The sequence below is a fragment of the Bifidobacterium olomucense genome (assembly GCF_012932375.1).
In the GTDB taxonomy this organism is placed as follows: domain Bacteria; phylum Actinomycetota; class Actinomycetes; order Actinomycetales; family Bifidobacteriaceae; genus Bifidobacterium; species Bifidobacterium olomucense.
In genome coordinates this window covers 120,740-142,046 of the sequence record NZ_JAAIIG010000002.1, presented here as the reverse complement: position 1 = coordinate 142,046, position 21,307 = coordinate 120,740, and the positions used below count along the sequence as shown (strand labels likewise).

The window sequence follows — 21,307 nt, the reverse complement described above, 5'->3', positions numbered from 1 at the left end:
GAAGCCGGAACGGCGCAGCACCGGGCACACGCAGCACGAACAGCGCCGGTACCCGCAGGGGAGAAGGAAGGACGACGGACGACGGAGGAAGGAGGAAGACAAGCGGCGCGGGTGGTCCGGGATGTTCGTGATGTCCTTGCGTTAATCCCGGACCACCCGCGCTCCAGTTCCTTCGCCTTCATTCCTTGTGCTTCTGTCTCCGTCAGCCGGTCGTGGCCGGGCCGGTTAGATGCGTTGGTGAAGGTCCGCGGCAACTGCGGACGATCAATACCTGAAGGAGTAACTACTATGAACCGCTTGATTACGACGCGGCGGGGCGGGAAGCCCATGCGCGTCATCGTGGCGCTCGCCGCCGTGCTGGGCCTCGCCACCGGCCCTCTCGCCGTGTCGGCGTACGCGGATGAACCGGCGAACGCGGATGCCGTGAAGGTCGGCGTCGCCTCGACGCATGAGCTCGTCGGAGTCGGGAGCGTCAGGACGTACCGCATCATCGCGAACGTGCCGGGCTCGTACTCGAACTGGCTCACGGACAGCGAGAAGCAGGACGCCGCTCAGGAGAAGACCAGCGGCGATTCGACGCAGCAGGACGCCGCGGAGGAGCAGGCGAGGCAGGGGGGCGGTGCCGTGTTCACCATCACGGATGACGTGACCGGCGGACTCAGCATCGACGCGGATAGCGTGGAGGTCACGGCGAAGGACCCGGACGCCCCCGCGGACGAGAAGCCGACCACGCTCACCCCGCCATCCACGACGCAGAACACACAGACCGGAGCAGATGAGAGCGGGAACGACAATGGCGCGGCGGCGAGCGGCGACGCCAAGCAATCACAACCCACCGTGAACCCGGACTACACACTCCAGTTCACCGGCGAGAGGAACGCCGGGTTCATCCTGAACCTCACAAGACCGGAGGAACAAGCCGGGCGAACCATCACCGTCACGTTTAAGGCATCCGTGTACGACATCACGAAGCACCTCGGCAACGGCGCGAACGTCACCTACACGGACCCGACCCTACAGGACCCGAAGCAGGGAACCGTCATCACCACGAGGAGCGCCATCACACGTCACTACGAGGCGCAGCTCGTCATCCGCAACACGGACGAGGACGGCAAGCCCATCACCGGCGCACGGTACATGCTCATCGACCACGCCACCGGCAAGCAGATCGCGCTCGCCTGCGGCACCGACCCGCACGTGCTCCAAGTCACGGCGGCGAACAGCGTATCAACGACAGGCGATTGCGATGGCACCATCACCATGCCGAAGGACGGCGAGCCCATCACCATCGACGGACTCGCGTCGGACGGCAAGGGGGCCCGCGAGTACGAGCTCAGGGAGAAGCAGCCCGCGGAGGGGCATGACCCTATCGGCGCCAGCATCAGGTTCACCATCACGCCGAAGTACACGAACGACACGTTCAGCGGCGTCGACTACAAGCTCGATGACAACGGGCTCGACATCCGCACCATCAACACGCTCCAACGGAACCGCGGCGACGGCACCGACCTCGCGCTCGGCCTCGACGTGCAGGGCACGGTCATCGACGGGGAATCCTCGCAGCTCAGCCGGACCCTCACCATCACCAGCACCACCACCGGAAGGGACGCGAACAGCGAAGCGCAACGCAGGGCCGCCATCATCGCCATCGGCGTGCTCCTCATCATCACCGGCGCGGCGCTCATCACCATCAGGAAGCTCCTCCAACCCAAGGAGTGACCACAGCGAAGCACACGCGCGGCGGCGCGGCGCGGCAACGAAGCAAGGAACACCACAAGAAGGAGAAGCACAGGGAAGCAACGCGTGGGGCGAACGTAGGAACGAACATAGGGGACGAACGCGGGTGGTCCGGGATAATCAGAACATTCCGGACCACCCGCGTTCGTTGTTGTTCTTCTTCTTGTTCCTGTGTTCCGTTGTTCTTCTGTCGTCCTATTCGTTGTCCTCCTCGTTCGGTTATGCGGTCTTGTTGTGTTGCCTGTTCGTGCGTGTGTGGCGTGTTGCCGCGGGTTGTGCTGAGAGCCGATTCCAGCGGCTGGTTCGGCTTGTGGTGTGTGACCTATGGAGAACTAGAGAATTAGACCTTCCTCGTCATTCTTGCGCATGGGCGCGTAGCAGGTGGTGGGCGTCGGTGGCGAATTGGATTACAGCTCGCCGCGCGCTCCTCGGTTCGGCCATCAATATGGGGCGTATCGGTGCGTTGATGCGTTGGGGTGTGCGTCGGGTCGTCGTTGCCGTGTCGGGAGGGATATTCTCCAGGTGTCGAGCGGGCGGCGTGAGGTGACTCCTTCCTGCGCCGCTACCTCCATGCGGTCATCATGGGGGACCATCCAACGCTCGGCGGAAGTTGCACGGAGGGGCGGCGTCGGCATCACACGGCGTCGCCCCTCATTCATGATCGCGGTGCGGCGCGGTGACTGCTGCGCCGTGTTGGTCGTGCCGCTCGTGCTTGGTCTCGGTTAGATGCCGTGTGTCGTTCGGATATGCGGTTCGGGACCATGGGGAGGATTGGCTGATGAACGTGTTGGAGGTAGTGATGCGTCGATGGGATACCGGCGCCGGCGATGGCCGCGCGCTCATCCGTCGTGACTGGGACCACGTGGTCGAGGAGGGTTCGATGCTCGTCGCGTGGGCGCGCGAGTCGGTTGGGGAGGGATGGCCGGGCGCGTCCATGCCCATGGACCCCGACGCGGTGCTCGCCGCGGCCAACGCGTTCGAGGACTGCACCGGGGATGGTCCGGAGCTGGTCGACGTCGAGGAGGCGTTCCTCGCGTACGGCGTGATGTTCGAAGCCGCGCTCGACGTGTCCTGCAGTTCGGGCGACCATGACAGGGTGCGGGATGACTGGCGCAACATCGTGATGGATGAGCTGCAGCTCGCGGCGCGCGGCTACTCCTCGCTGCCCGGCGAGTCGCAGGAACGGCTAGCGTTCATGGAGGGCGGCGGGTTCGAGACTCGCTACTATCGTCAGCCGGGCTCGGTGCTGGCCCCCGCGGACGCCACGCCCATCATCGAGCTCGTGAACCGGGCCGCCGTCCTTCCCGACCTCGGTGATTGGGCATGGCCGGAGTGCGCGCCCGGCGTCGTCACCGCGATGCGCGACCGTATCGGCGTACTCAGTACGAGGCCAAGCGGAGCGGACCGCAGGAACGCGCGCGCCGAGATAGAGGAACGGTACGAGGCGCAGGCGGACGGGCTCGCGCTGACGCTCATGTCGATACAGTACGAGCGGCTGCCGGTGCAGGCGCGGCCACGCTGGTACCGCACGAACGCCTGCAGGCGCAACTGGTGCGAGGTCACCATCGGGCCCGCCAGCATGGCGCCGACAGCGTCACTGCTCCTGCTCGGCCAATCGCCCAGCACGCAACGCCACGAGAAGCAGAGCGACAACATCGATGAGCAAGTCGCGACGAACGCCCGGCCATGGTCACGCATCAAGTACTCGCTCATTGAGAACAACGCCGCGTACGCCGCATGGGCGAGACGATACCCGGAACCGGAATCATCACGCGCCGCACGGAACGCCGACGACGAGCTCTGCGACGCCGACACGAACGGCATCCTCTGGAAGAGCATCGCCGTCATGCGCCACGACGACCCTGACGACGAGCTCCACGGCCTGCCCATCGAACTCGCCCTTGAGGACGTGCTCGACGAACACGACCCCGAATGGATCCGCAGGCTCGCCACGCACTGCGGCATCCACCACCCCCAGGCGATCACCAACGAGTGACCATCACCGCAACACGGGAATCAAGCAAGGGGGACGCTGGCACGCGGCCCGGCGAAGCGAAGACGAGAACGAACAACGACGAAGAACGAACGAGGAAGGAAGAACGAGGAACGCGGGTGGTCCGGGACATTCATGATAATCCCGGACCACCCGCGTTCGTTCTTCTCCTGTGTTCCTCCCTTCGTGCCGGTTCGTCCGGCGACGGTGCTGTTCTCCTTGTGGCGCTGTGCGTCAGGAGGCGAGGAGCGTGAGGAGGTTCGTTCCCGACCGGTCGTCCGTGCCGGCGTACAGGTTGGTGTGTTCGGGGAGGTCGCGCATGTGCGGCGGTGCGTCGAGCTTCCTGTACTGGGGGAGCGTGGCCACGTTCCCGTCCGGTTCGATGGCGTCGCGGCCGAGGTCGCGTAGCGCCTGCACCTGGCTGGGTGTGAGGACCTGCGCGTGTTCGATGGCGTCGAGGTCCGCGTTGCTTGTGATGTCGAGCGGGCGCGCGCCTATCGCGAGTTCCATGATGGTGAGGTAGTCGTTGAGTGATGCTCCGAACCGTTCGTCCACGTGGGTCGGGTCCGGGGCGTGCCTGATGATGACGCGCATCACCTCCGCCATGTGTTCCGGGTTCGGGTCGAGTGCGCGGATTATGACGCTGCGCGCGGCGGTCGGGCATTCGCGGCGCAGGAACGCGACGTACTCCGGGTCCTGTCGTGCGCCGCCGCTCGGTATTCCGAGCCATGGGTCCACGCCCCCGCTCCTCGCGACGTGGTTCATCATGTACGCTGGGTCCGCCATTGATGAGCCGACGAGCTCGTACACGCAGCGCCCCTCCACGATGCCCTGCAGCTTCACGAGCGGGTCGTCGAGACCCACGTGGTTCTCGGGGTTCTCCGGAGGCATGTACTTCGTCCACACCGCGGCCTCCTCCGGGGTCACGGGGGAGACGGGCGGCTTGCCGACGGGGATGAACGGCGTCCTGCACGCCACGGAATCATCATCCCGCCAACGCTCGGCGCCCTCGTCCGTGATGCCGGCCTCGTCCATCGTCCACTCGGCGATGAGCATCCACGGCGCGCGCGTACCGCGCGTCGAACGGCTCGGCGTGTGCGCGGCCACGGGCGCGGGCTTCGGCTCGGCGACGTCCCCGTCATCCGTCAGGTCGACGTACCCGGCCTCGTCGTCATCGTCATCGACGTCGATGGAGCGGTACCCGTCGAAGGTCTCCTCGTCCTCGTCCTCGTCGGCGTTGGCGTCGAACCGCGCGTCGACCTCGGGGTCGTGCGCTTCGAGCCAACGGTCCGCGTCGTCATCGTCCAGCCGCTCCATCTCATCGAGGTAGCCGCAGCTGAACCCTTCGTAATCGTCACCGAGACCGGTGACGCCGCCATGCTCCTGCTCGTAATCGTCCTGCTGGTAGTACGCGTTATCGGCATCCCAGTCGACGTCCATGTTCCACATGATGTTCCAATCCTTCCCAACACCGCGGTGGTCGGCCGCGCGGGGAACCCGACCTCCGGATTCCCCATTCGCAATACATCTAACCGGCCGGAACGCGCGCGACGCATGATCCGCGAACGAACCCGCAATAATTCCGGGAATCCATCAGGGGCGTGAACCCAACACCGGCGAAGAAGGGGTCACGCGAGCACGAGCAGGACCAGCACCGAAGCAGCAACGGAAGCACATAAGAAGCAACGCGGGTGGTCCGGGATGTTCTTGTGTTTATCCCGGACCACCCGCGTTGGTTCCCTTGTGCTTCTCCTTCTTCGTTCTTCGTCAGGCGGCGTTGCTTGTCGTTGCGGCTTGTGGCGTCGCGTTGTCGTTGGTGCGTTGCGCTTCGATGAGTGCGCCGAGCCGGTGTCGTGTGACTGGTCGTGTGCGTGTGGCCGTCAGTGGGGCTGGTGTGGGTTCCGTATCGGCTTCCCCGCTTGCGCTCGGTTCCAGTGTCGGTTCAAGCGTCGGTAGTTCGAAGGGGTTGGGTTCCCTGCTGGTGGTGCTTGCGGCGGCGGTGTCTTGTGTGTTGGTTGGTGTCCCGTGGTCGTCCTTCGTGGCGCGCGTCTGTTGCGTGTCGTCGTGGTGCTGTGAGTCTGCCGCTTCCGTGGTGTGTGGTTCGTGCGTCGCCGTCGTGGTGTCCGGTTCGGCTTCCTGTGGTTCGTGTGTGTCGTCCGTGTGGATTGCGTCTTCCCCGGCGTCGGCTTCGGTGGTGTCGGCGGCTGGGGTGGGGTCGGTCTCCGTCTCGTCGTCGTTCATGGTGAATGGTGTACCGGGCTTGACGAGTTCGATGTCGTTACTTGTCGCGGGGTCGAGGTCGGCTGCGATGTCGAGCATCTGCTTGTCGTCGTCGGTGAGTCCCGCTTCGCCGGGCTTGGCTGGTTGCTTCCCGTCCTTCGCCGTTGGTGTGTTCGTTGGTTGGACGGGTATGGCCTGGCTGATGGTGCGTACGACGCCGCGTGCGTCGAGCCCGGCGAGGTTGTGCGCTTCGAGGGTCGCGCGTCGCTGCGCCTTCACGCGGTCCACGGTTCGGCTGAGCATGTCGCCGAGCATCGTGAGCCACTTGCCGTAGAGGCGGAGGACGGACTTGCCTCCGAGGACGAACTGGCTGTACTCGCTCTTCAGTATTGGTTCGCGTCCCCAGTGCTTCAGCCACCAGCCCGCCCGGTACGCGGGGTAGGCGATGACGGTGCTGATGATCTGCAGCATGTACCCGTACAGGAGTTCGCCGGTGGTGGTCGCCGCCGTCACGGCGACGCCGGCCTGCGTCTCCCCGAAGTCGCGCACGTAGAAGGAGCGGTCCTGCAGCATGTCGCCGCGGTCCCGGTCCCTGCCCATGCGCGCGCGTTCCAGCAGTGACTGCTTCGGCTTCCGTTCGCGCTTCGACCGTCGGGCGCTTCGCTTCGTGCCGGTGTTCCCAGTTGCTGTGTCGCCCGGCTTCCTGGTGAGGAACATGCCATCGTCCACCTCCGCGGCGAGTGCCTCGAACGGGTCGGCGGGCTGCTCGTACGCTTCACGTGCGGCGTTCTCCGCGTCGCGTTGCGCCTTCGCCTCGTTGGATGCGGCGGCGAGTTCCTCGGGCGTGCGCACCGTCACGTCGTGCGGCTGCGGCGCGTCATCCACGTCGAACGCGTCGAACGCGCCGGTGCGCGCGGCACGGTCAAGCGCGGCGAGCTCCGTCTCGTCGACGTCATCAGTCGTCGCGTCCAGCGCCGCGTCGTCCAGTGTCGGGAACGCGGACTCCCAATCCTCCGGGGCCGTCGTGTTCTCGTTGTCCTTCAACATGTCACTTCTCCTTCCCCGTGACGTCGGGCGCGGATGCATCATCCGCGTCATCCCCGTCATCGGTATCCTCGTCATCGGCACTTACGCCTTCGGCCTCCAGCTTCAGCGTGAGGTACCAGTCGTGGTAGCTCGTAGCGATGTCCTCCACGAGCCGGTCAAGATCGCGTGGCCACCGGTACGCCGCGCCGAGGCTCCGCGCCGCGTACTTCCAGTACACGCACTCGTCGTAGTGGCGCAGGCCAAGCAGCCGGTAGCTATGCACGAACCACCCGACCCAATCGGAATCCACGGCGATGTAGTCGCCCCACTGCTCGGCTACCACAGGCAGGGAGGCGTCCGCCTCATGGGCCTCATCCATAAGCCCGAACAGCACGCCTGCCGTCGGCGTCCCAGGGTCGAGGTCCACGAGCACGCGATGCATCGACTTGAGCGTCTCCTCCTCGATGCCCATCAGCTCATCGACGTCGATGGCGGCGCTGATCGCCTCATCGATACGGTCGTACTCATCGTTCATCGAATCACTCATCGGAACCACCATCCTCACCGACAATCAGGCCGGCTTCACGCAGGCAACGGTCAAGGGACGAACGGACGACGCCCTCAAGCGCGGCGCGCCGCTCCACGTCCGCGTCGTCATACCCATCAGTCGCGAGCAGGCCCATGGACTCCAAGAACCAGCCGGCAACCACGGGCCGCAACGCGACGAGGTCGAACACGCGCATCGCAAGCTCGCCATGACCCGAGGACGCCAGCACGCGCATCAACGCATCGACACGCCCCGCCGCACCCGGGTCGCTCGGGCAACGAACCCAACCGACCTCCCTCAGGTACGAATCAACCAACGACTCCGAAGAGCCTGAACCAACACTCATGAGGAACCCCCAATCAATCCGCGCGACGACAACCGCCGCGCCCCAATGAATCACCACGTATCTAACCGGCGTGAACCCGCACGACGAGCACGCAACACCCCAATATGGCGACCAGCCCAATCACACGAAGCACACGCACAACACGAAGCAGGAGCACAACGAACGAACAAGGCGACAGCACAAGAACGAACATGCGTGATGAGGAACGAAGAGAATCAGAACCAACGCGCGTGATGAGGACGAAGAGAAGCAACGCGGGGGAGAAGCAACATGAAGAGAAGCAACGCGGGTGGTCCGGGTTGTTCGCGTTAATCCCGGACCACCCGCGCCAATCCCCGTGCTGCCCCCATCCTCTTCGCCTCCTTCATTGTCGCGTGCGTGGGCGTGGCGTTGATGATGTGATGTGTGGTTCTTGTTGTGTTGGCGCTGGGGAATAGGGGAGGGGCCGGTGCCTGTGGTCGCCCACCTGCACCGGCCCCTCCAAGGAACCCGGTAAGAGCCTGCGCCGCAACCGGCCCGCCCCGTGGGGCGTCGCTTATGGCCGGGGCGACGCTATTGAACCATGCTTGTCCTTCCTGTGATTGAGTGTCCTGTACGTGCGCTCGCCGCTGGTGCGGCGGGCAAGTCCCAATGTGTTCGCGTGCGTCACGCGAGGGCGAACATGTCCTCGTCGCTGAACAGGTCATCCACGGTCATGCCATGGGCGTCGGACCCGTCGCCCATGTCGAGGAACGAGTCGATGCTGCCATCCGCGTGGACCGCGGGGAGTACCTCGTTCATGTCGAGCAGGTCGCTGATGGATGCGCCCCTACGCGCGCTCACCGGTGCGGCCTGGCGGGGCATGTTGCTCAGCAGCAGGTCGCTCATGCCGAGGTGCTGCCTGTTCGGGGTGATGAGTGCGTTGAAGTCCATCGCGCCATCCTCGCCGCGCAGCGCGTCCATGACGCTACGCGCACCGTGACCGAGCCGTTCACGCGCCTCGCGGAGACGGCTGCCGAACGCGTTGCCGCGCACGCTCATCGAAGCCGAGCCCATCGCATCGCTCACCATCATGCCGTTCATCATCAGTTCCAATCCCCCGACGCGCCCGTCCCGTGGTCTGGGAACGAACCGCCAGGCGTCACCGCGGGACCAACCAGTCCCGCTCGGGTGGCGACCATCACCACCCGGCCTCGCGAACAATCTAACCGGCGAATCCCGCCGACCCATCATCCGCTGCGAATCATCTAACCGGAATCCAACCGGTCGGGAATCATCTAACCGGCTCAACGCCAGTTGCCAATCATCTAACCGGCATAAGCGCCAGTCGGCGATCATCTAACAGGCGGGAAGCCGAACCGCGACTCGCACATCATCTAACCGGTCCAACGCCGGAACAGCATGGGCAAGAAGCGGACGAGTCAAGGAAGGACCATGAAGAAGCAACGCGGGTGGTCCGGAATGTTCGTTGTGATTATCCCGGACCACCCGCGCTCGTTCTTATGCTTCTCCGTCTGGTTCTTCTTGCCCCTTGACCCGCGCGCGTTCCCTCCGTGCTTCTCCGTCATGTCTGGTGTGCTTGTCTTGGTGCGTTGCTGGTCGTGTCGCTTAGTTGCTGGTCGGGTGCCATACCTTCACGAGGAGGTCCTGCATCGTGGGGTGGCGGAACCGTCGTCCGCGTCGCTTCGTGTTGGCTGGCGCGTGTATCTTGCTTGGCGGGATGACGGGTCGCGGTCGCGTGGTGGTCTTGCCGTTGAACGTGGTCCTTGCCGTGGAGCCGCGCACGGGGTCCGTTGATTCACGGGTGCGTCCGAGCGCGACGCCGAGGAGCCGGTTCGCTTCGGCGCGCTTCACCATCATGGACCGGTACGCGTCAATCACCGCAGGTAATCCCCACGCGGGTACCTCGCGCAGGTCCTTCGTGCTTGTGGCGGTGAACACGTCGAAGTCATACACGGTGGTCAGCATGAGGAGTTCGCTCATCGCTATGGCCGGCACGTACCTGGTGCGCGTCTCCACGGGCGTGAGTCCGAGCAGGTAGTACGCGCGTGGCACGGACGTCGCCGTGAGGTCCGCGATCGCCTGCTCATCAAGCGTCACTCTCATCACCGGCAGGTCGTCGCCGCGAAGCCCGGTGAGGTTCGACCACGCGTCACGATGCGCGATGTACGAGCGTGGCTGTATCGCCATGATGACCTGGCTGCTCACTGGGCGGTGATGCTCACGGTCCCAGCGCTCCACCTTAGGGGCGACGCCCGCCACGTTCCGCTCATGCACGTCACGGTTCACTCCATCCCAATCGACCCACGTGGGTTCGCAGCGCGTCGGGTCCGCGTCACCGTAGTACAGGCCGAGTCGCCACGAGCAATCCGGGAACCGGAGCAGGCCCTCGCGACGCGCCCTCCGCTCCGACAACCCGGCGCGCCTCGCCGCCGCACGCGCCTCACGCATCGGCGAATCATCCCAACGCAGGCACAGCAACGCGACACCCGCGCGCGAGCACGCCAAGCCGGGCTCACCATCCGGAACATCCAACGGTGACGACGGCCTCCAACCATGCGACTCCGCGAACTCCACGGGGTCAACCCACCGGTAATCCTCCGGCCGGAACCCCGAATCAACGAGACCCCCAACAACCGACCTCAGCATCATGAACTCCAATCACCCAAGCACCGGGCCAAGCAGAACACCGGCACCGGATTCCCTACACACCATCTAACCGACGAGCCGCCACGCGACCCGACGCGCGGCACCACGCGAAGCACGACCACGCCAGCGGCAACAAGAACAGGAACAAGCACTGACCAGCGCGACAACGAGAACGACGACGGACAACGCGCGGGTGGTCCTGAATATAGGAGGGAACCCGCGGAGGACGAACGGGAAGAAGAACGAATGAGGGGACCGGAGGAACGGACACGGCTGGTCCTGAGTGAAGAAGGAGATGACGCAACGCGGGTGGTCCGGGTTGTTCTTGTGATTAACCCGGACCACCCGCGCCGCTTCCTCACCTCCGTCTTCTCCTGTTCTTCGTCCGTGTCCGTGCCTTGTTGTGCGTTACTTGCTGTTCGTCATCGTGCGGGTTCGTTGTTCGTGTGGACCCGCGTCGTGTCGGTCAGTCGAGGAATGACTCGCCGGGTGCGGGGAGGTGTTCGCCTTCCTGCGCGGCGGCGATGTAGTCGTACCCGTGCTTCTCGTTGTTCGTGCTTGGCGCTTCGCTGCTACCGGCGGCTTGTTGTTGTGGTTGCGGGGCGGGTTGCGCGAACGGGTTCACGGGCGCGGGCTCCTGCGTGTGCACCGCGTCGAGGAACCGTGCGGATGCGGGCCGAGTCGCGGCGGCGTCGGCGCTCGCGTCGTCACGGCCGTTCATGTCGTGAGCCGGTACCGGTGTCGGTGTGCGTCGCACCAGCGGCCGGCGGAACACGGAACCCTCCGCCGGTTCCGGCTGTGACGGTGTTGGTGTCGGTGCCTGTGGTGTGCGCATCCCGCGCCGGAACACGCCGGACCCGTAGCCGTCGCCGCGCGGTGCGGTGCTCGTCGTCGCCGGTCGCGTCGTCGCCCGCTCAGGTGCCTGTACTTGCTCCGGCGCTTGCACTGGTGCTGGTTCCGGCATTGGCGCTTGCCACATGTCGTGCGCCTGCTCCATCACCGGCATCGGCGTCACTGGTGTCGGAGTCACCGGCGTCTGCATCACAGGCGTCGCCACCTGCGGCGTTGTCGCTGCGGGGGATGGCGCCTGCACCTGCGGTGCGTTGCCGTGTTGCGTGTCGTAGGCGTCGATGCGCGGGGCGGGGCGTGGCGCGCGTTGCGTCACCGGGCGTGTGTGTTGCGGCGCGGGCTGCGCATCAAGTTGCGCATCAACTGGTGCGGGTCGCGCGTCGGCTGGCGTCGGCTGCGCTTCGACGGGCATGGGTCCGAGGTCCACTGCGTCGAGACCCGCGCCGGTGCTGCTCGCGCCGGTCGTTACCGGTCGTGCGGCGCGTGTCGCCTCCTCGATGCTTGGCGTGCCGTCGCGGAGCTGCTGCATGAAGAGGATGTGCTTCGCCTTCGCCTCCGCGAGTGCGTTCGCTTCGCGTTCGCGCTTCCTCGCCCGTAGCTCGCGTTGATGCTCCGCGTGCTTCGCGCGTACCTTCCTGAGTCGTTCGTTGACGGTCTTCATCTCGCGTCTCCGCTGTTCGCCGGGTGTGATGAGTTCGCCGATGGTGATGTCCGCTCCGGATTCCATCTTCCTGTTGTTCACCGTCGCGGCGTCGAGGACGATCTGCGGCACCATCATCAGCTCGTCGTCCCCGCGCCAATCCGCCTGCCACTTCGCCACGTTGTTCAGTGCGCGTTCGAGGAGCGTGCGCGTGTGCTTCTGCGTCACGACCCAGAGGCACGCGCGGTACGTCGCGATCGCCTGCGGCGTGCAGAACCCGAGGATGGTGCGCTCGTACGCGAACGGTTCGTCCTTCGGCTTGCGTTCCAGCTCCAATGCGAACGAGCCGCCGGGTCGTGCGATGACCATGTCCGCGCAATGGTCGGTGAGGTGGATGCACGAGTCATTCATGTCCGGGTTCAGCGCGGACTCGTTGCGGAACGAACGCGAATCCAACCAGCGCAGCGACCTTGTGTCGAACACGAGGCCCCTGCCCATGAGCACCCACTTCCAGTACGACGGGTAGTCGCGCTCCGCCTCGACCTCGCCCCAAGCGGCGTACGCGGAACCCGGCTCGTCCGGCTCAGCCGTGGCGCAGTCGTGCAGGAACCGTCCGATGAACCTGTCGCGCTCCGAGGACATCACGTCCTCCGGATCCGCGTACGGGTTCTCGGCCATGGCGTTCTTCACCCGCTGACGAATCGTCGCCATCATCAACGCCCAGACTGAACGGTACTCGTGCTCCGCAACGACGCCCGCGGAACCGGAGCGCATCTCGTCGCGCAGCCGCTCCCACTCGTCCGGCTCCAAGTCCTCCCACTCGTCCAACGTCAGGAAGTCGTTCGACGCCAAGCCGCGGCCCAGCGTGTCCTCCTCCTCGGCGAACGCGCACTGTATGAGCTGCGACGCGATGGACGACAACCCCAGCGTGTGCTCGCGCGCCGAAGCGTCGGAGTAGGAGATGGATGAGTGCAGCAGCTTCGAGGTCTTGCTCGTCGGCGACCAGATGTACGTGCCGACTGACGGACCGCCATACACGCTGAGGAACCCGTCCTGAACATACGTCCATAACCGCGCGACGGTGCGTGACTGGTTCCGCGCGGAGGAACCAGCGAACCGAATAAGGTCCGTGGTGCTGCAGGCCTGGAACCTGTTCACCGCGTCCAACATCAACACGTCATACTCCGTCAGAATGCGACCGCCCCTACGCGTCATGACAACACCCCCAATGAGTCAAGCGCGCCCAACCAACCGATACACGGCACAACCACACGTGAACCGGACCCGCACACCATGCGCGGGAACCGCCATTATCCTGACGTGGCACGCAAGAACCCCATATCCGCCGCGCCCCGCCCGGACCCCGTACCACGTCAGGATTCTGCCCGAATCAGCCGGGAACGGCGGCTAAGCGTGTCGCGTCACCGTCCCCAACACCCCCAAGAACGTTGGAATACCGCCGATACAGGGGCATACAACGTCAAGATTAACCAGCTTCGGACACCCGCTAACCCAGCCCGGATCCAAGCAGTAATCATGACGCGAGGACCCCGCACGGGGAGCCGGCCACGGGGCGGCCGGACACCACGCACAACGAATGGACCCGGACCACCCGCGCCATTCCTCAACGCCATTCCCCAATACACACAAGGACAATCACCAGCAACGAGCAGCGAGCGAGGCGTCGATGCGCGGCACGGCGAACGGCGCAACAATCAAGGAGCGCCGCCGCAAGACACGCGCACGTGAGGAGCGTCATGCAACGCACATGTATGATGCGCACGCAACAACACGAGCACGCGGATGATGTGCACACAACGCACGAGCAACACACAGCACGCACATACGCACGAGCGACAAGACGGAACCAACGCACGCGGCAACAAGCAGCGCGCATCGAGAAGGACATACGTGGCACAGACCGCAACGCGCTACGCAACGCGGGACGCGCAACTGCCACGCAACGCACAGCACAACGCGGATGGTCTTGAATGATTGATGGTCCCGCGCATCAGTGAGCGACAACAAGCCGCACCAACAAGCGGAGCAATCGACAAGCGACAGAACCAACGCGCACGACCAGCGTGCGCAACACCACCACGCACCACAAGGAGGAACGCCGGGCACGACGCGCGCCCCGGCCACGCGCAACCAACAACGGGCATGGCGACGAGCAACAATCACACACGCACCATGAGCGAACACCACGAAGCGGGACGAACAACAAGACGAGGAACAAGCAACAGGACCAACGCGCAGGACCAACGCGGGTGGTCCGGGATTAACGCGATAACCCGGACCACCCGCGCTACTCCTCACCCTCATCAATCACACCGGGGCGACGCACTCGCCCCGTGCCCCGCGTGGTTCCCCTTGACTCGCACGCGACAGCGCTCAAGGGGAACCGGGAAGCGACAGCACCCACTCGCACGCGACCGGGTGCTTGACCGACCATCAGTACCGGGGGAGGAATACGCGCCGCGCCCCCGGTGCCCTCCTGCCAATCCTCGGGTAGCGAGTGACCCCGCGCGAACCGACGCGCGTGGAGCACCGCCCCGGTCATTGGTGGACGAACCCTGCATGCGATCAATGAGCGGCCACGCTCGCGCGTGGCGAGGGAACCACCGCCCGTTACTGGTAGGCAATGCATTGACCATGATTGCCTGAGGTGGCGCGGGTGGTCCGGGTTATTGCTCGTGACCATTATGGTTATTGAGCGGGCTCGCGGCGTCGCGAGCTACTGGTCATGTGGCCTGTGCAGGGTCGTAATGCGTGCGCGTGGCGTGTGCGTGTTGCGTGTCGTGGCTGGTGGTGTGGTGGGGGCGCTCGCCGCGCGGCCATTGGGGCGGTCTTCTTTTTTTTTGGAGCTCCTCGTATCGTGGCGTTCCTGTGGTTCGTGGCGTGGCCGCGCGGCCATGTTGGCGGTGTTGTGCGCGTGCTGCGTGGGGGTCAATGAGCTAAGCGTGCAACGCGGGTAGGCGCGGGTTGTTCGGTGATTATCCCGGACCACCCGCGCTTCTTCTTGCTTCGTTCTTCTCCTGCTTGGTCATGGGAATAACCCGGACCACCCGCGCTTGTTCTTGATTCGTTCTTCCTCTTGTTCTTGTTGTGCTTGTGCTGTGGCTGGCTTGCTTCGTGGTGGGTTGTATCTTGGTGGCCATGGTTAGTGTGGTTAGGGTTCAGGGTGTGCCGGTGCAGTTCCCTCGTGTGTTCTCTGGATGTTCGGGGCATCCGAGTGGGTTCGTGTCGGTGTTGGCGTTGGCTCAGTATGGCGTGTTGGTTGAGCGGCCAGTGAAGGGTTGGGTGAGTGGTTGGGGTGACTTCGATCGGTTCGGTCGTTCGGTGGGGCGTTCTGTGTTCCGTGGCGCGGTGGACTTGAGTGTGTTGGGCTTGAAGGTTGATGCTGTTCTTCCGCCGGTTGTGTTGTTCCCTGACTCGTGGGTTGCTGAGGAGGTTCGTGGTTCCGTTGGTTCTGGCGCGGAGCTTCCTCATGATTATTCGTTGTTCATCGATGACCTTGTTGCGGTGAGTGCGTATAGGGACGCGTTCCGCAGGCGCATGGGGAGCATCATTCCGATGGGCTCGCGCAGCGCACTGCGAATGATGAGAGCGTGTGTTGATGGTTGGTCGCTGAGGCGGGAGTGGTTGTTGGATTCTTGGTCGTATTGGCTGCAGTCCTCGTATGATTATCCGTTGCTGGACTTGGAGGCGTTCGCGTGGTCCTTGTTCTTGCGTCGTCATGCGTTGGTCGAGGATTGGTTCAAGTCGTTACCCTTGAAGAAGAACGCGAGGATTCGGAAGTCGGACGTGCGTGTCACTGAGGATGTGTCGTTGATTCGTGAGGCGGTTCGGCGGTTCGGTGATGCTAATGGGGACCCGTTCTTGTTGCGTGACTTGCTGGGGGATGAGTGGCAGTTGTGCCGTTGGGATTACTTGTTGCGCGCGGCTGGATTGTTGCATTGGATTGACCCGTATAAGGCTGACTACGTCGCGGCTGGGTTGCTGGCTGGCTGGTCGGGGTGGGGTTCGGTTGCGGGGTCTTCTTCGTTCCTTGTTCCTGCATTGCCGGGTGAGTGGATGGAGGCTGGTACGTTGGGTGTGAAGCCGAGCGCGGCGGCTATTGACGCGGCGTTATCGTGGGGTAGGGCGAATGGCGCTCCGCGGGATGAAGTGGCGCTTATCGAGGCATTGCATAACTGGTGATCCGCGCCGCTGTCCTGTGGTGCAGGGGGCTGCGGACCCATCGGCTGGCGCGTTCCTCCGGCGTGGCGGTGTGGGGCGGTGCACGGTGCGGTGCGCCGCTGAGTGGTTCTCGGTGAGTGAATGACCTGCAAGTGAATGATGCTGGTCACGTGGCGCGGGTGGTCCGGGTCAATCACAACGAATAACCCGGACCACCCGCGCAGTGCTTCTTCCTTCTACTCACCTGCCTGTCTTGGATAATCAGGACCACCGCGTTGCTCTTGCTCTTGCTCTTCTGCTTCTTCTTGCTGCTGTTGCTGTTCGTTGTGGTGCGGGTCCGGTTGCGCTGGTGTGTTGTTGCTTCTCCTTGTTGCTGGGTTCTTGCTTGTGGTGCTTGTTCTTCCTGCTGGTGGTGGGGGATATGTGAGTAGCGTGCGGGGCGGTTCGTGACGTTCGTGGCGTCACGGGTGTGTGCGCCTCGCCGGTCCTTGGTAAGGGGAGGAGTCATTGATGTTGGTTCTTGGTGATGCGTACTCGTCGGGGTATGCGGCTGGTCAGGCGGTTGGTGGTGCGCTTGTGAATGGCGTGCTGCTCGTGGTCGCTGTCATGTTGTCCCGTTGGTTGTGGGGTCGTGTGGAGTCGAAGTACGAGTTGGATGATCGCCCGTGGGGTATTGGCTTCGCGGTCGCGGCTGTGCTTGTGACGTTCTACGAGGCGTTGTGCGTCGGCGGCATCATTGCGGCGCTCACGATGATGTGGCTCGGCCGGGTTGTCACCGTGGTTGCGGTTCTTGTTCTCGCGTGGCGTATCCTCACGCGACGCACGGTTCTCCTGTTATGGCTGACTGGTGCTGATTGCCAGTGGGTGGCCGACTCGGCGCGCGCCGGGCTTGGTTCGTTCCTGGATAAGGTGAGCGGGAAGCTCGACGGGGACGGGAAGGATGACGCGGGTCACGGTGACGCGAGCGCGAGCGCGTGATTCGGTGACTGACCGTTGCGGCTGCGGTGCGCTTGCCCCTGACGAGTGGACCTGAATCAGTGGGGCGGGTAGCGGTGGCCGCGTGACGCCTGACGATTAGCGCACTGACGATTAACGCGGGTGGTCCGGGATAAACACAGAACATCCCGGACCACCCGCGTTCTTGTTCTTCTTGTTCTTCTTGTTCTTCTTCTTGTGTGGTTATTCGTTCTCCTCGTTATGGTTCATCCGTCTTCACATCGTCTTCATAATTGGTGGTTCTGGTCTCGTGGATCGTTGGGCTCATTACTGGTTGGCTTGAGGGTAACAGGGGCGGATAACCGTTGTGATTGCTGGCGCATGGAGCGCCGGGCGGCTCGCCTCGTAGTGGAGCCGTGGCCTGGTGGTCATGGTGGGAAGGAGAACCGAGTGGTGGTTCTGGTTGATGGTGAACATGATGATGCGCGTGATGGTGTTGGGGCTTGCGCCGGGTCCGGGGCGCTTGGTGCGTTCCCTCGTTCGGGGTTGTGGGACGAGTGGGATGGCGTGCGCCTGTACTCGGGCGACGCGGCGTCGGTGCTTGCCTCGTTCCCGGAGGGGAGCGTGGATTGTGTGGTGACGTCCCCGCCGTACTTCAATGAGCGCGATTACCATGGCGGCGAGTTGGAGGTCGGTCATGAGGGGACGGTGGCCGAGTACGTTGAGCGTCTCGCGTCCGTGTTCCGTGAGGTAATCCGCGTCCTCGCCGTGGATGGTACGTGCTGGGTGAACATCGCCGATAAGTACGTGCGTGACCGTGGCGGGTCGAGCCTCGCGAACATCCCCGCGCTGTTGTCGGAGGCGTTGAAGAAGGATGGTTGGTTCCTGCGGAACGACATCATCTGGGAGAAGACGCGCGCCATCCCGGACTCCGCGTCGAACCGTTGCGCGAACCGGACGGAGCACGTGTTGTTCCTCACGAAGTCGCCGCGCGGGTACACGTACAACCTCGACGCGGTGCGTGTGCCGCTCGCGGGTTCGAGCGTGAAGCGTCTCGCGGCTGACGTCGAGCATGAGGCCGGTTCGGCGCGCGCTCATGACGGGCGTCACGTCATGCGCGCGGTGGGGGACCCGAACCGTGGCCGTAACCAACGCAGCATCTGGCGGTTCTGCCCGAGCAACGACAAGAACGAGCACTTCGCGATGTTCCCGCCCGAGTTGCCGGGCAAGGCGATAGTCACGGGCTGCAAGCAGGGCGGCGTCGTGCTTGACCCGTTCAACGGCTCCGGCACGACGGGCGTGACGGCTCGCGCGCTCGGCATGAGCTACATCGGCATCGACCTGAACCCGGAGTACCTCGGCATCGCGCGCGACAAGATCACCACGCGTGACTGGGACCCCGCGCTCCTCAGGAACGTGGACTGCTGACCGCGCGTCTCGCTCCCGCATCGCCCCGGTCAGTGATCAGCGGGGCGTGCGGGCCAGTGAGGAACGACCCGCACGCCCGTGGTGAGCCTGGTCCGGTACGGGCGCGAACCACTGGTCCGCGCTCACCACCGGTGTGGGGTTGGCGGTCGAACGGGTGGGACGGAGTGAGTGTGAGCGAGCACCGCTCGGCACGACGCGCGCCGAGCGGTAAGGAACGGCTAGTTGCGACGCGGGGTCGTTGGCGCGGGTGGTCCGCTTGCATGAACGGACGGAGGACGCCGCGCGGGTGGTCCGGGTTGTTCTGTTCATTGATAATCCCGGACCACCAGCGCCGCGCTTCGTGGTTCTTCTGCTTGTTGTGCTTGCTTCCTTGACGGGGTGCGGGCGCGTTGTGGGGATGCCCGTGAGCCTATTCGCGCCGTGCCGGTTATCGGGCCTCGGCGAGTTGGCAAGTTAGATGAATGGATAGGAGTTAGTGATTATGAGAATGAAGGGAGATGCGACCATGGTCAGGGCGCATAAGGTGAATGGCGAGGGACCGTTGTACGCGTTGTGCTTCGCGGGGAGCGTGGATGATTGTCCCCTCGCGAGTGGTGGTGATGATTCGGATGGTCGCTTGCACGTGGAGTTCGACAACGTGGTGGCGCTCGTGCAGTATGACGTTGTTGAGATGACGGGCGCTTGGGGCGAATTGTACTCGCGGTTCGCCGCGGCGCTGCGGGATGGTCACGCCATTGGTGTTGACGAGTTCGCTCACGCCGTGGAGCTTGGCCGGGCGGCTGAGTTCGAGCGGACGCGCGTGGCGGTGGATGACTTGCCGCCGTTCGATGCGGGGAACGTGGAGGACATCCTGCGTGGTCTCGCGGAGCGCGTCCGAGGTGATTGCGTGCTGCGCTTGGCGGATTGCGTCCTGGCCACCGATGCGATTCGCGACATGCCGGGCGAGGTCGTCCGGGAGGATGTCGTTGATGCGGTCTGCTCCGCCGGGGGAGTCACGCGTGAGGATGGCCGGGCGGTTCTCGATGTCGCCGCTGGTGATTCTGGTGATTCGCGAATGGACCTGATGATGGGGGCGTTGGTGCTCTCCCATTCCGCGCCCATGCTCGCCCTCCGTGCTGCTCGTGCGCTCGCCGAGCGTCATGGGCTGGACCTTGACGCGGGAGCGCGGTCCACCGTCACGGCGGAGGATGAGGCCGTCTTCAGGGACGGGATTCGTGAACGTGCGTCGTATGTTGCGGGGAGGCTCGCGTCATTCGCTGACGCTGACGCCGAGGCGTTGCTCAAGGCCGATAATGTCATCGGCTGTTGGGGGAACATCGTGGCGGCTAGTGATGATGGGGATGATGACGCGCTTCGCGCCGCCGTGCGGAATTACGCTGATGCGGTCCACGCGACCTGCGGCACGGGTGGTGGGGCCGGTCTCGTCACCGTTCATGCCGACGGGGGAGCGTGGCGCGAGTACGCGCGGCTCATGCGCGAGGACAGGTACGGTGAGGCGGCGCGTGCGGCGTGGTCTCATTGGGACGAGTGCCACGAGTACTACGAGGCGTGGCACGACTATCATCCATACGCCGGTCTCCTTGCGAGTCAGCTGCCGAGCGACCCGGACCTTGAGGATGCGTACAAGCACATGGCAAGCCAGCCCGGCTTCCCGTCCGTCGAGGACCAAGCGCTTGCGGGCGCGAGCATCCAAGCGATGGACCGCATCAGCACGATGCGGAGCAACGGGCCCCTCATGCGCATCGCCGCCGGCATCGAGCAGCCGATGGATGATTACCGGGAAGCGACGACCGGCGAGCACTACCGCCTGCTCTGCGCCGCGATCGGCGAACCATACAACCCCTCCCAGCCGTCGCCGAACCACAGTTACCTCGTGTTCGGCAGGTACGCGCTGACCCGTAGCGCTGATGGTTCCATCACCGCGGACCCGGACAGGCGCCGATGCTGCGAACGATGGCTCAACGCGAGGACCACGGACCTGCGCGTCGTGAAGCAGGTCCTTAAGGGCGAGGACTGGATGTACGACGAGGACATGGGCGTCACGATGGATGACGAACGAATCCTCAGCGGCACGAGCGGATGGGACTGGGACGTGGCTAGGGCGCTCACCAAGCTCATCTGATGACCGCTGCGCCAAGTCGGGCCAGTGCAGTCCCGGCGCGGCGGCCCGCCACGACCATCATCCCCGAACGACAAGCAGGGAACGAGGGAAGGGACACTGGATTATTGATGGACGACCAACGCGGGTGGTCCGGGATTAACGATGAAGCAATGAACAACCCGGACCACCCGCGTTCGTGTTCCTTCGTTCGTTGTCTCCATGCCAGGCCCCGCGAATGTTCCGGACCACCCGCGCACGTGCTTCTCTTCTCCTCCTGTCGTTCTGACTGGTTCGGCCGCACTCGCGCTTCGACACGTCTTGCTGTCCTCCTGGTGCTCCGACGCGGATGACCCCCGCGACCACACACGTCGCGCTCGCCGTCTTCTCCTTGTTGCCGTGGCGTGTTGCTTCGTTGCGTTGTTCTTCTTCTTGGTTCGGCGACCCGACCGCGCCCGTGTTCTTCTCTTGTTCTTCTTGCTTCGTTGTTGCTTGCTTCGTGCGTATTCGTTGCTGTTCTTGCGTGTGTTGTGCCCATAGTTGCTTGCTTCGTTGCGTTGTCGTTGCGTATTGGGCGTTGCTGGATATTCCCTTCCTGACGACGGGGCCGGGGCGGTCAGAGCAATAACGCACCCGCCCCGCCCGTTGATTGGCGCCACGGTAATCAAGTAGGAAGG

At 64.3% G+C, this 21,307-nt stretch carries 13 protein-coding genes; 6 read left to right on the top strand and 7 right to left on the bottom strand.

Going from position 1 to position 21,307, the window contains the following annotated elements; translation table 11 throughout:
- Window positions 1-288 precede the first annotated feature (288 nt).
- Together G1C97_RS02650 and G1C97_RS02645 are read left to right on the top strand one after the other, a co-directional pair.
- On the top strand, window positions 289-1,719 hold the full coding sequence (locus G1C97_RS02650) for a hypothetical protein (RefSeq protein ID WP_169240408.1): 1,431 nt from the start codon (window positions 289-291) through the stop codon (window positions 1,717-1,719).
- A 796-nt stretch (window positions 1,720-2,515) separates the two neighbouring features.
- On the top strand, window positions 2,516-3,733 hold the full coding sequence (locus G1C97_RS02645) for a hypothetical protein (protein WP_169240407.1): 1,218 nt from the start codon (window positions 2,516-2,518) through the stop codon (window positions 3,731-3,733).
- Window positions 3,734-3,964: 231 nt separating this feature from the next.
- Here the strand turns inward: G1C97_RS02645 and G1C97_RS02640 are convergent, their stop codons facing one another.
- The 7 genes from G1C97_RS02640 to G1C97_RS02610 all read right to left on the bottom strand — a co-directional run bounded on the left by G1C97_RS02640 (window position 3,965) and on the right by G1C97_RS02610 (window position 13,201).
- Entirely contained in the window at window positions 3,965-5,179 is a 1,215-nt protein-coding gene (locus G1C97_RS02640) for a hypothetical protein (protein WP_169240406.1), read from the bottom strand.
- A gap of 318 nt (window positions 5,180-5,497) precedes the next feature.
- Window positions 5,498-6,997 (bottom strand): hypothetical protein, encoded by a 1,500-nt coding sequence (locus G1C97_RS02635; RefSeq protein ID WP_169240405.1) that lies wholly within the window; start codon window positions 6,995-6,997, stop codon window positions 5,498-5,500.
- 1 nt (window position 6,998) lies between these two features.
- Window positions 6,999-7,523 (bottom strand): hypothetical protein, encoded by a 525-nt coding sequence (locus tag G1C97_RS02630; RefSeq protein WP_169240404.1) that lies wholly within the window; start codon window positions 7,521-7,523, stop codon window positions 6,999-7,001.
- Window positions 7,516-7,869: a hypothetical protein gene (locus G1C97_RS02625; RefSeq protein WP_169240403.1), complete on the bottom strand. Its 354-nt coding sequence runs from the start codon at window positions 7,867-7,869 to the stop codon at window positions 7,516-7,518. The genes G1C97_RS02630 and G1C97_RS02625 overlap by 8 nt, the downstream gene beginning before the upstream one ends.
- 645 nt (window positions 7,870-8,514) lie before the next feature.
- Window positions 8,515-8,934, bottom strand: a complete 420-nt coding sequence (locus G1C97_RS02620) for a hypothetical protein (protein WP_150380438.1) — start codon at window positions 8,932-8,934, stop codon at window positions 8,515-8,517.
- Window positions 8,935-9,456: 522 nt separating this feature from the next.
- Window positions 9,457-10,425: a hypothetical protein gene (locus tag G1C97_RS02615; RefSeq protein WP_169240402.1), complete on the bottom strand. Its 969-nt coding sequence runs from the start codon at window positions 10,423-10,425 to the stop codon at window positions 9,457-9,459.
- 538 nt (window positions 10,426-10,963) lie between these two features.
- Complete coding sequence (locus G1C97_RS02610) at window positions 10,964-13,201, bottom strand: hypothetical protein (protein ID WP_169240401.1); 2,238 nt, start codon at window positions 13,199-13,201, stop codon at window positions 10,964-10,966.
- A gap of 2,433 nt (window positions 13,202-15,634) precedes the next feature.
- On the opposite strand from G1C97_RS02610, the gene G1C97_RS02605 reads away from it, so the two are divergent.
- From G1C97_RS02605 to G1C97_RS02590, 4 genes are all read left to right on the top strand, one after another.
- Window positions 15,635-16,189: a hypothetical protein gene (locus tag G1C97_RS02605; RefSeq protein ID WP_169240400.1), complete on the top strand. Its 555-nt coding sequence runs from the start codon at window positions 15,635-15,637 to the stop codon at window positions 16,187-16,189.
- 489 nt (window positions 16,190-16,678) lie between these two features.
- Window positions 16,679-17,146: a hypothetical protein gene (locus G1C97_RS02600; RefSeq protein ID WP_169240399.1), complete on the top strand. Its 468-nt coding sequence runs from the start codon at window positions 16,679-16,681 to the stop codon at window positions 17,144-17,146.
- Window positions 17,147-17,554: 408 nt separating this feature from the next.
- Complete coding sequence (locus tag G1C97_RS02595) at window positions 17,555-18,532, top strand: DNA-methyltransferase (RefSeq protein WP_169240398.1); 978 nt, start codon at window positions 17,555-17,557, stop codon at window positions 18,530-18,532.
- Window positions 18,533-19,013: 481 nt separating this feature from the next.
- Window positions 19,014-20,654 carry a hypothetical protein gene (locus tag G1C97_RS02590; RefSeq protein ID WP_169240397.1) on the top strand — a complete coding sequence of 547 codons (1,641 nt, stop codon included), beginning with the start codon at window positions 19,014-19,016 and terminating at the stop codon, window positions 20,652-20,654.
- Window positions 20,655-21,307: the final 653 nt, after the last annotated feature.